An 11,741-nucleotide genomic window follows, 5' to 3' on the forward strand; every position below is an offset into this window, starting at 1 on the left:
ATGATCGACCTTTACACCTGGATCACGCCGAACGGCCTCAAAATCTCGGTTGCGCTGGAAGAACTCGGCCTGTCGTATCGCAGCCACGCCATCGACATCGAAAAGGGCGAGCAATTCGCAGCCGATTATATCCGTATCAATCCCGGCTCGAAAATTCCGGCAATCATCGACAATGACAACGGCACCGTCCTGACGGAATCGAATGCAATCCTCCTCTATCTCGCCGAAAAGGCCGACCGGCTTCTGCCCACCTCTCCCGCTGAGCGACTGACAGTCACCGAATGGCTGATGTGGCAGGCCGCCAATTTCGGTCCGACACTCGGTTATGCCCATTATTTCCTGACTTACCATGCCGGAGAGGCCCCCTTTGCCGAAACGCGTTTTGCCGCTGATGTGGAGCGCCTCTATCGGACATTGAACGACCGTTTAACGGGGCGGGAATATGTGGCCAGCGATTTTTCCATCGCCGATATCGCCATCTGGCCATGGGTCTCGCGTTTCGCGCGCCACAAAATCAATCTCGATGATTTTCCGGCGGTACAGCGGTGGTATCGCCAGCTTGGACAGCGGGAAAGTTTTAAGCGCGGTTATCGCGTCCCCTTTGCAACCTCGGACGTACCGGGCCTTTAACAGGCGACGAGATGGCCGGGAGAAACCTCGCGATATTCACGCGGCTTCACGACGTAATCGACGGCGCGGATGGGGCTTTTCAGCTCGTCATTCGCCGCACCGCGCCTCGTGTTGCGGCGGTCCGGGTCCGGCACCGGCACGGCGGCCATCAGCTTGCGGGTATAGTCATGCTGCGGATTGTCGAAGACATCAGCACGCGGGCCGATTTCGACGATCTCGCCCAGATACATCACCGCCACCCGGTGGCTGACGCGCTCCACCACCGCCATGTCATGGCTGATGAACAGGAAGGCGAGATCGAGGCTTTGCTGCAGATCCAGCATCAGGTTGATGACCTGCGCCTTGATCGATACATCAAGCGCCGAGACGCTTTCATCGGCGACAATCACTTTCGGTTGCAGCGCCAGCGCGCGGGCGATGCAGATGCGCTGGCGCTGGCCGCCGGAAAACTCGTGCGGGTAACGCGCCGCCATATCCGGCGAGAGGCCGACCTTTTCCAGCATGTCGGCCACCACATCCTTCGCTTCGCGGGCGCTGCCCATGCGATGCTCCAGAAAAGGTTCGGCAATCGCCGCACCCACCGTCATGCGCGGGTTGAGCGAGGCGAAGGGGTCCTGAAAGATCATCTGCACCGTCTTGCGCATTTCACGCATGCCTGATTTGTCGAGGGCAAGAATATTCTCGCCGTTGACCACCACCGAACCGGCATCCGGCTCGATCAGCCGCATGATGGCGCGACCGGTGGTGGACTTGCCGCAGCCGCTTTCGCCGACCAGCGACAATGTTTCACCAGCCCTTAGATCGAAGGACACATTCTCCACCGCATGAACGCGGCCGCTGAGCCGTCCCAGCAGGCCGGAGTGAATGTCGAAGCGCTTGGTCAGCCCCTCCACCTTCAGCACCGGTTGTGCGGCGGGATCGACGGTATCGGCCGGACGCGCCGGTTCCTGCGTTTCTCCCGTGGTGGTGTTGACGATGGGAAACCGGAGCGGTCTTTCCTCACCAGTCATGGAACCGAGAACGGGGACGGCGGATAAAAGCGCGCGGGTATAGGGATGTTTGCCGCGATGGAAGATATCCGCCGTCGCGCCGACTTCCACCTGCTCTCCGCGATACATGACGACTGTACGGTCAGCAATTTCCGCCACCACGCCCATGTCATGGGTGATGAACAGGACGGAGGTGCCCTCCTCTTCCTGAAGCGTCTTGATGAGATCGAGGATCTGGCCCTGAATGGTCACATCGAGCGCCGTCGTCGGCTCGTCGGCGATCAGGAGCTTTGGCCGGGAAGCAAGCGCCATGGCGATCATCACGCGCTGGCGCATGCCGCCGGAAAAGCGGTGCGGATATTCATCGAAACGTGAGGCGGCCGAGGGGATGCGGACCTTTTCCAGCAGGCGGATCGTCTCGGCCCGCGCATCGGCTTTTGACATCGGCTGGTGGCACAGCAGAGCCTCGGAAATCTGGTCACCGATGGTGAATAGCGGGTTGAGGCTGGTCATCGGCTCCTGAAAGATCATCGCGACCTCATTGCCCCGCACCCGCCGCATGGCGTCTTCGGAAAGCGAGAGCAGGTTACGGCCTCCGAGCAGGATTTCACCCTGCACCCTGCTGCTTTCCCGATCCAGCAGCCGCATGATGGAAAGCGATGTGACGCTTTTGCCCGACCCGCTTTCGCCGACGATCGCGACCGTCTCGCCCGGCCCGACATCAAAGGAAATATCACGCACCACCGGTTTCCAGCCGCCATCCACGTGAAAGGACGTGGTAAGATTGCGGACGGAAAGCACGGCATCTTCGGCACCAAGCGGTGCTGCCTGCGGCATGGTCATGATCGTTCCCTTTTCTTTATTCTGGTTGCAATGCTTGGGCGGGCAGTTGCCGCGAGTTTCTTCTCCCCGAGGGGGAGAAGGTGGCCCGAAGGGTCGGATGAGGGGGCACCGTTTCCGAAATCCGGTGAGGGTGCCCCCTCATCCCGCTGCCGCGGACTTCTCCCCCTCGGGGAGAAGAAACTCGCGGCACCCGCTCGTGCAGTCGTTATTAGTCAGGCCAGCGCAGCATGCCATCGAAACGGTGGCGGCTGCGGTCTTCGAACGGTGTGGCAATCACCTCGTTGGAAGCGCGCGCCTTGTCCAATTCTTCCGCCAGACGGGAAGCCACGACGGTTTCCTGGCCGGGATGCAGGTTGCAGGGGTCGAGATAGAAATAACGGTGTTCCACCTCATGATCGCGGGCAATGATCGGCGGATTGCCTCTGGCCAGCGCCGTCGTCAGGTCCCATGCGGTGATATGGGCTTCTTCGGCGTTGATGATGACGCGCAGCCGGTCGAGCGGGTTGTTGGTCGGGTCGGGCTCGATCAGCGCCGTCACGCCGGGGCGTCCGTCCAGCGTCTTTTTCCAGAGGTTGAGATAGCCGGTTTCGCGCTCGCGGATGCCGGCATGGTCGCGCTTTTCCCAGGCTTCCAGCGCCGCCATGACGCCATAGATGCTTTCCTTGCCGACCTTCATGCCGCGGCCAATGCCCATATTTTGCAGGAAGGCATGACGCACCAGTTCCTTACTTCCGGCGACGATGCCTGATGTGGGGCCGCCCAAGAACTTGTGACCGGAATAGATCACCACATCCGCGCCCGTGGCCAGAAACAGCTCCAGATCATATTCGGAAGCCGCATCGACGATGACAGGCACGCCCCTGGCATGGGCAATCTCGACGAATTCGGAAAGGTGCAGCAGGCCGTAATTCACGACATGATGCGAGACGACATAGACCGCCGCCGCCGTCTTTTCGGTGATGGCTTTTTCCATGTGGAAGCGGTGGGTCGATGTCGCCTGCCCCACCAGCACCACCTTGCCGCCGGCAAGCCGAACTGCCTGATCCACCGGCGCGCCGTAGCTCACCACATGCCCCATCTGCACCAGCACTTCGTTCTTCTCAGGCGCGACATCGGGCAGCTTTTCGATGGCCAGCAGATTATTGCCGGTAATCGCGCCCGCCACAGCAAGGCTGATGCCGGAGGAGCAGGACGCCGTGACGAAACCGGCCTCGCCGCCTGTCAGCCTTGCAATGATCGCGCTCGCCTTGCGTTGCAGATCATTGATCTCGACGAATTGCGGCAGGATAGCCGCCATGGCCTGCACGGCCTCGGGAACGACAATCGACGCGCCGAGCGAGGTCATGGTGCCCGAGACGTTGATGACCGGGCGAAGGCCGATCCTGCTTCTGATATCCTCGGTCATATCTTTCTCCTGTCTTTGCGATGCGATGGGCATCGACATATATGCCATAATAATGTAATAGCTTCTCGAAATTCATGAGGAGCCAAAAATTGGACGCCCAGAGACTGGACGAGATATCTTCAACCGCCGTGTCTCCCACGGAGGAGAATCCGGATGCGAAGGCCGCCAAGCGCTCGCGCGTCAGCGGCATCGACCGTGCGCTTCAGGTTATTGATTACCTTTACGAAACCGGATCGCCGGCCGGCGCTTACGCCATCGCCAAGGCGATCAAGGCGCCGCTTTCCACCGTCTATGTGATCATCGACGATCTCGTCGAAAAGAACATGCTGGCACGCAATGCCGATGGCAACATCTGGCTCGGCGCACGACTTTACCATTATGGCCTCGCCTATGCCCGCTCGCTGGATTTCATGGGCGTCGCCACCCACGAAATGCATGATCTGTGCCGCCATGCGGGCGAGACCGTGCAGCTTTGCGGCCGCGATGGCGACCATATGCTTGTTCTGGCCATGGCCGATGGTCCAAGCCATTTTCAGGTCGCGTCGCGCGTCGGCACCCGTGTTCCCCTGAACTGGACGGCCTCCGGCCGCCTGCTCGTCGGCCATCTGCCGGAGGCGGAGCGTGTCGAACTGTTCAAGCGCTGCGCCCGCACCTCGCCCACGGGTCGTGCGGAAATCAACCCGGAGACCCTGTCGCAATCGGCAGGCGCCGCCTTCCATGACCGGCTGTCGATACAGGTCGCCGAATCCGATTACGCCGTCGCCTGCATCGCCTCGCCGATCTGCGACAACAGGGGCGAATGCGTTGCGACGATTTCCATCGTGCTGCCGGAACAGAAGGTGCTGGCGGACGAAAACCATTACACCGAACAGGTCAGGGTCTCGGCAGAACGGATCGAAAAGCTGATGGGCTGGCGCAACCATTAAACGGCCTCACCCTTTGAGCGCGACGATGGCTTCGATCTCAACGGTGATGTTGCCGGGCAATGAGCCGAAACCGACGGCGGAGCGGGCATGTTGTCCCGCATCGCCGAATACATCGATGAAGAGATCGGAGCAGCCATTGATAACGCTCGGATGATCGCGGAAATCGCTGACGGCATTGACCATGCCAAGCAGCTTGACCACTTTTTTCACCCGCGACAGATCGCCCAGCGCCTCATGCATGACGGCAAGCAGATTGATGCCGGTGAGGCGCGCATGATTATAAGCCTCTTCCAGCCCGATTTCCGCGCCGACCTTGCCGGCATAAAGATGGCCGTTTTCCTCCCGCGGCCCCTGGCCCGAGAGATAAAGCATGTTGCCTTCCACCACGTGGGTGACGAAATTGGCAATTGGCGGCGGCGGCGGCGGCAGGGAGATGCCGAGCGCAGCGAGCCGGTCATAGGGCGAAAGGTGCCCTTCTGCATCAAGCGAAGACTGTTTCACGCGAATTCCTCATAATGCCGGGACGGGTATCCCGTCGTGTCTGCGGAAGGCGGAGGGCATGCCCCGCCATTCCATTCGGGTTCAGCGCCAGGAATAACCATGGCTGTGGCGCACCAGCTTGCGCGCCCTTGGAATATAACGGCTGGCGGCAATCGCTTCCGTGCCGATGACCGCGTAACGCGGCTCGAACAGACGCGCCAGACGCGCCACATCGCCATTGGAATCGGTCGCCTCCAGATCGGCATTCACCAGATCGAAAATGGTGAAATCGGCGCGCTGGCCAACATCGAGACGGTTTTCCATATCGAGCCGGATGACGGAGGCCGGATTGCGGGTGACCGCCTCGACCACATTTTCGAAGGGCATGTCGACAGACAGCAGCTTCGACATGGTCGTCGCCAGGTCCCAGACCGGAAAATTCATCGAGTGGCCGTGCAGGTCCGTCGAAATCGAGAAGGGCAACAGGCCGCGTGCAATCGCCGCCTCCGCCACCTTGAAGGAGAAGGAGGCGCCGCCATGGCCGATATCCAGCCGGATGCCTTCACCGGCACAGCGTTCGGCAAGGTTGAACAGGTCTTGGTCTTCCAAGATGCTGGAACCCGACTTGCCGTTGAAGCAATGGGTCACGACATCACCGGGGCCGAGGATTTCCAGCACCTCGTCATAAAGTGCAGGCGGTTCGCCCACATGCACCATCATCGGCACTTTGAGGATCTTGGCGATCTTCTTGCCAAGCTTGACCGGTGTCACACCCCAGGAACCGGTGATGACATGGCTCGCCCGCACCTTCAGGCCGACAATATGCTCGCTGTTTTCGGCGTAACATTCGAGGATACGATCAAGGTCGATATCCTTGATGTCGCGCAGTTCCGGCACGCGGTTGCAGGCCACAAGGCCGATGGAACCGAGATTGAGGAAGGCCTTGATGCGTTCCCTTGAAGGCTCGATGATATATTCGCGGAAACCGTGGAAATTCGCCTCACCCGCCGAACCGGCATCCACCAGCGTCGTCACGCCGCGTTCGGCCCCGCATTCGGAAGGGCGAATGGAGATATCGGTGCCGCCATGCCAGATATGCACATGCAGATCCACCCAGCCGGGCGAGATGAAGGCGCCCTTGGCATCAATGCGTTGCGCATCCGCAGGCGCCTGCAGGGCAGAGCCTACCGCAGCGATCTTGCCGTCGCCGCCGATCAGAATATCAGTCGAGGCCTGTGGCGCACCTTTGCCGAAACCGACGGGTTTGACATTGGTGAGAAGAATGGGAGCTTGAAGAGGCGCTTTCGCCTGTTCGCCGGACGTCATATTACAAATCCCTTCGCAGTCTTGGATCGAGCATGTCCCGCAGCCCGTCGCCGACCATTTGCAGCGACAGCACGGAAAGAATGATGGCAAAGCCGGGGAAATAGGTCATCCAGTCAGCCTGGCCGATATATTGGCGGCCGGCGGAGATCATGGTTCCCCAGGTGGGAATTTCGGGGCTGACACCGAGCCCCAGAAACGAAAGACCAGCCTCGGCCAGCATGGCGCTGGCAAAAAGGAAGGTGCATTGCACGAGGATCGGCGAAACCAGATTGCGCAGCACATGCCGCGTCATGATGTGGAAGGTGGAGATGCCGAGCGCTTTGGCCGCCTCCACATAGGGCAACTCACGGATTACCAGCGTCGAGGCACGCACGATGCGGGCAAGGCGCGGCGAATAAACCACGGCAAGCGCGATGATGACCGTCGTCAGCGACGGACCGAGTGCGGCGACCAGCGCAATCGCCAGAAGAATATCCGGAAACGCCATCATCGCGTCGATCAACCGCGCAATCGGCGTATCCAGTTTCTGGAAGAAACCGGCAAGCAGCCCGAGCGTGATGCCGATGACCGACGAGAGGAAAACAACGGCCGCGCCAACCAGAAGCGACAGTCTTCCGGCATAGATGGTGCGGGAAAAGACATCGCGGCCAAATTCATCGGTGCCGAACCAGTAGAGTTCGCTCGGCGGTTTCAGGCGGTTGACGATCGACAGCTTCGACGGCGAATAGGGCGCGATCATCGGCGCGAAAACCGCAAGCAGCACGAAGATGAGAAGCACGATGAGACCGGCGGCGACCGTCTTGCGCTTCAGCAGACGCCGAATAAACAGGATGGTCGGGTTGCGCGCCGGCGGGGTGGTGGAAACGATATCGGCCATCAGTAACGAACCCTCGGATCGACCAGCAGGTAAAGCATGTCGATTGCAAAATTGATGAGCACGTAAAGCCCGGCGATGATGAGAAGCGCGCCCTGAATGACCGGATAATCACGCCGGAGCACGGCCGACACGACGAGATTGCCGACGCCCGGCAGGCCGAAGACGGTTTCCGTGACGACCGCTCCTGAAATCAGCACGGCGGCGGTCAGACCAAGCACTGTGAGAATGGGGATGAGCGCATTCTTCAGCGCATGTTTCATCACCACCCGGCGTTCCTTGACGCCCTTGGCTCTGGCGGTGCGGACATAATCGTCGCCGAGAACGTCCAGCATCGAGGCGCGGGTGAAGCGGAGAATAAGGGCTGAGGAAACGAGGCCGAGCGCAATGGCCGGCAAGGTCAGGTGATACATGCGCTCAAGGAAGCTCGCGCCCGGCCCGCCGTAACCCGACACCGGGAACATATCCAGCCGCACCGCAAAAACCTGCATGAGGATGAGGCCGAGCCAGAAGCTCGGAATGCTCGCCGCCAGCATCGCAATGGTGGTCGCGGCCTGATCCACAAAGGAACCGCGCCGGTAAGCGGCGTAGATGCCGATGGGAAGCGCGATGACGCTGGCGATCAACAGCGAAAAGATCGTGAGGAAGAAGGTCGGTTCCGCGCGGTCCAGCAGGGCTGAGCCAACAGGCATGTTGAGAAAGATCGACTGGCCGAGATCGCCCTTCAGCAATTGGCCGATATAATAGACATATTGCACCCCGAGCGACTGATCGAGACCGAGCCGTGTGCGCAGCTCCGCAATATCCTGCGCCGTGGCATCCGGCCCGAGCATCACGGCGGCCGGATCGCCGGGGGTGACGCGCAGGATGACGAAAACGATGGTGACGACGAGGAACATCACCACGATCATTCCTGCAAGTCTTTGGAAAATATACCGTATCACGAATAGAGGCTCCCGGTGACAGACGTGGCGGACCACGCCTGCGCGACAGTTGAAGCGAAACTGCGATGGGTGCCGGCAATACCGGCACCCGGCAACCAAGCGGTCTTACTTCGTGACCGAGGCATTCCAGAAATAGGGCCACGGAGCCGGATCGACACCTTCCAGCTTGTTGGACCTGGCTGCTGCTGCGTTGAAGTCGCCGATCTTGATGAGCGGCAGCTCGGCATAGATCGTCTTTTGCACATTGGCCCAAAGCGCGAGGCGCTTTTCCGGATCGGCTTCCGAGGTGAAGGCGTCAACTGCCGCCTTGCGTGCCGGCGTATCCCACCAGCCAGGCGAGCTGGTGGACAGCGCTCCCATCAGCGCCGGTTCCGGCAGGAAGGGGCTGTGGCTGATATAGATGTCCCAGAGCTTCGGATCGGCGCGGCGCTGCGTCAGCGTCGCCCAGTCCACCACCTGCATATCCACCTTGAAGCCGGCAAGTTTCAGATATTCCGCCGCCACCTGTGCCATCTTGTAATGGAACTCGTATTGGCGACTGGTGAGGATGCGCAGCGGCTCACCATTATAACCGGCCGCCTTCAGCTTTTCGGCAGCGGCTTCCGGGTTGCCGACATTATAATTGCCCTCGACACCCTCTTCCGTGTGCCATGAGAAATTGTCGGGGTAATAGGCGCCGTCAAGCGCGTAGAAATCCGTGCTGCCGAAAGCGGCCGCCAGCATGTCTTCCATGTTCAGCGCTTCGGTCACGGCCTTGCGAACCTCGAGCTTGGAAGCAAGCCCCTCCTTGGTATTGAACACGAAGACCGGGAAACCGAAAGGCTTCAGCATCATCGGCTGAGAGGCTGACGAAGACTTCACCTTGTCGAAGGACTCCACCGGAATGGAATCGACATAGTCATATTGTCCGGAAACAGCAGCTTCGACGCGGGTATTCGGATCAGGCACCGGAACGAAGCGGATTTCATCGAGATATTGATGGCGTGCACCGCCGTAACCGTCGCTCTCGCCATCACGGGATTTGTAACCATCAAAACGCACGAGCTGGATATATTGGTCCGCCTTGCGTTCCTTCAGCATATAGGGGCCGGTGCCGACAAATTCGACCATCGGCTCCGCCTGCTTTTCAGCCGGCAGAATGATGGCTGCCGAATTGTTGAAAGCCAGCAGCGAGGTCAGCGGCGCATAGGGCTGCTTGAGAGTGATCGTCACCGTTCCGGCATCAGGCGCGGAGATATTGCCGATGAAACCGGCGGCCTGCTTGCCACGCGAGGCGATTTTCATCCAGCGGCCGAGCGAGGCGACGACATCTTCCGAGGTCATGTCGCTGCCGTCATGGAACTTGATGTCCTTGCGCAGCTTGATCGTGTAGGTTTTGCCATCCGCGCTGATTTCGGGCAGGCTTTCAGCCAGAAGCGGCGTCACCTTCCAGCCCTTGTCGAAGGTGTAAAGCGTTTCAAAAATATGCTGCGTGACGATGCCGACCAGATCGGCGGTCGAGGCCATGGGGTCGAGTGTCGGCGGCTCGCCGATCGTCGCGACATTGATGACGCCACCCTTCTCCGCGGCCATCATCACACCCGGCGCCAGCAACAGCGCGGCGGTGGCAAGAAATGCAATTTTACGTCTCATGGTCAAGCTCCCAGCTTTTTGTTCCAACTCGATGTTCCATTATTATGTTATATGCATCTTTATAACAGAATATCTCGATAAGACGCCTTGTCAATGACCTCAGGGCGAGATCTCGGGATTCATGGATCAATGAACCGGCAGGAAATCTCTGTCGGGCGTTAAAACTGAGCTTTAGGGAATGGCGGCCACCCCTTCCGGGAGACGGAGGAGGAGAATTAAGAGGCCGGGATATTTCGCATCTGCGAACAAACTGCTATTAGAGATCGTAACAAGACCAGATTTCGACCTGAATCGCTTAGCATCCCTATTATTTTTATATCATTCCGTCTCCGGTAGCCGCTTTTTTTAAGGACTGGAGACACGCCGGACATTCTACACCGCCAAGTTTTCCCAGGGCGGATTATAAATTTTTATTACGTTGAAATTATTGAGGAAATTATGAAGACGGCAATCGTCCATGACTGGCTCACCGACAGAGGTGGGGCTGAAAAGGTGCTTCACAACCTTCTCGAAATCTATCCTCACGCGGATCTTTATTGCCTTGTCGATTTCATGAGCGAGCGCGACCGGGGTTTTCTCGGCGGGCGTCCGGTCAACACCTCTTTCATCCAGAAACTGCCCTTCGCCCGAAAGAAATACCGTTCCTATCTGCCGCTGATGCCGCTCGCCATCGAGCAATTCGATCTCAGCGGTTACGATCTGGTGATTTCCTCAAGCTACGCCGTCGCCAAGGGCGTCATCACCGGTCCCAACCAGTTCCATGTCTCCTACATCCACAGCCCCATCCGCTATGCCTGGGATCTCCAGCACCAGTATCTCAAGGAAACCAAGCTCAATCGCGGCTTCACCTCCTGGATCGCGCGCGCTATTCTCCACTATATCCGCATGTGGGACATCCGCACCGCCAATGGCGTCGACCTGATGACGGTCAACTCCAAATTCATCCGCAGCCGTGTGCGCAAGTGTTACGGACGCGATTCCACCGTGATCTATCCGCCGGTCGATACCACACACCTCTCCCCCTCCGACCGGAAAGGCGACTATTTCGTCACCGCGTCGCGGCTGGTGCCCTACAAAAAGGTGCACCTGATCGTCGAAGCCTTTGCGAAGATGCCCGAGAAACGCCTCGTCGTCATCGGCGACGGACCCGACATGAAACGTATTCGCGACATCGCCACGCCCAACGTTGAAATCCTCGGCTTCGTCGGCAATGAGGAGCTTCACAAATACATGGCGGAAGCCAGGGCCTTCGTTTTTGCGGCAGAAGATGATTTCGGCATTGTGCCGGTCGAATCGCAGGCGCTCGGAACGCCGGTCATAGCCTATGGCAAAGGCGGAGTGCTTGAGACCGTCATACCGCTCGGCGCTTCAAACCAGCCGACGGGCCTCTATTTCGGCGAGCAGACCCCGGAAGCAATCTGTGCGGCCGTGCAGGAATTCGTCGATAATTCCGAGCGCTTCGACAAGAATGCCTGCATCAACAATGCCGCCCGCTTCTCACGCGAACGTTTCCTGCGGGAATTTGCCGATACCGTGAACTTTGCTCTGGCGGAACGAGCCTGAGCGTCAACGACCCGTTGCGCGGCTGAAAACCTGTCCGTAAGCCCTGCGGATCGACAATGCAAAGTATTCGGCCAGCGGCACGCATTAACGACTACGCCGAGGCAGATCCGTATCAGTGATCTCGCCTGC

General features: G+C 59.3%; 10 protein-coding genes. 3 read left to right on the plus strand and 7 right to left on the minus strand.

What is annotated here, in order from left to right:
* The gene (locus DXT96_RS23035; protein WP_153516628.1) at positions 1-630 is read left to right on the plus strand and encodes a glutathione S-transferase family protein; all 630 of its coding nucleotides are present in this window, start codon (positions 1-3) and stop codon (positions 628-630) included.
* Here the strand turns inward: DXT96_RS23035 and DXT96_RS23040 are convergent.
* The gene (locus tag DXT96_RS23040) at positions 627-2,462 is read right to left on the minus strand and encodes an ABC transporter ATP-binding protein (protein ID WP_153516629.1); all 1,836 of its coding nucleotides are present in this window, start codon (positions 2,460-2,462) and stop codon (positions 627-629) included. The genes DXT96_RS23035 and DXT96_RS23040 overlap by 4 nt on opposite strands.
* Before the next feature lie 208 nt (positions 2,463-2,670).
* On the minus strand, positions 2,671-3,867 hold the full coding sequence (locus tag DXT96_RS23045) for an aminotransferase class V-fold PLP-dependent enzyme (RefSeq protein WP_153516630.1): 1,197 nt from the start codon (positions 3,865-3,867) through the stop codon (positions 2,671-2,673).
* Positions 3,868-3,956: 89 nt separating this feature from the next.
* Between DXT96_RS23045 and DXT96_RS23050 the strand changes: the two genes are divergently transcribed.
* Positions 3,957-4,793 carry an IclR family transcriptional regulator gene (locus tag DXT96_RS23050; protein WP_194287717.1) on the plus strand — a complete coding sequence of 279 codons (837 nt, stop codon included), beginning with the start codon at positions 3,957-3,959 and terminating at the stop codon, positions 4,791-4,793.
* 6 nt (positions 4,794-4,799) lie between these two features.
* Here DXT96_RS23050 and DXT96_RS23055 read toward each other — a convergent pair whose 3' ends face one another.
* From DXT96_RS23055 to DXT96_RS23075, 5 genes are all read right to left on the minus strand, one after another.
* A complete protein-coding gene (locus DXT96_RS23055) occupies positions 4,800-5,294 on the minus strand; it encodes a RidA family protein (protein ID WP_020011822.1) in 495 nt (164 codons plus the stop codon).
* Between the two features lie 81 nt (positions 5,295-5,375).
* Entirely contained in the window at positions 5,376-6,599 is a 1,224-nt protein-coding gene (locus tag DXT96_RS23060; RefSeq protein ID WP_153516632.1) for an amidohydrolase/deacetylase family metallohydrolase, read from the minus strand.
* Position 6,600: 1 nt separating this feature from the next.
* On the minus strand, positions 6,601-7,476 hold the full coding sequence (locus DXT96_RS23065) for an ABC transporter permease (protein WP_149899135.1): 876 nt from the start codon (positions 7,474-7,476) through the stop codon (positions 6,601-6,603).
* Entirely contained in the window at positions 7,476-8,417 is a 942-nt protein-coding gene (locus DXT96_RS23070) for an ABC transporter permease (RefSeq protein ID WP_174009818.1), read from the minus strand. Before DXT96_RS23070 ends, DXT96_RS23065 begins: the two co-directional genes overlap by 1 nt.
* A gap of 105 nt (positions 8,418-8,522) precedes the next feature.
* Positions 8,523-10,049: an ABC transporter substrate-binding protein gene (locus tag DXT96_RS23075; protein ID WP_153516633.1), complete on the minus strand. Its 1,527-nt coding sequence runs from the start codon at positions 10,047-10,049 to the stop codon at positions 8,523-8,525.
* 438 nt (positions 10,050-10,487) lie between these two features.
* Here DXT96_RS23075 and DXT96_RS23080 point away from each other — a divergent pair, with 438 nt between their 5' ends.
* Positions 10,488-11,612 carry a glycosyltransferase family 4 protein gene (locus DXT96_RS23080; protein ID WP_149899137.1) on the plus strand — a complete coding sequence of 375 codons (1,125 nt, stop codon included), beginning with the start codon at positions 10,488-10,490 and terminating at the stop codon, positions 11,610-11,612.
* Positions 11,613-11,741: the final 129 nt, after the last annotated feature.

The organism is Agrobacterium sp. ICMP 6402 (assembly GCF_009498615.1).
GTDB lineage: Bacteria > Pseudomonadota > Alphaproteobacteria > Rhizobiales > Rhizobiaceae > Agrobacterium > Agrobacterium burrii.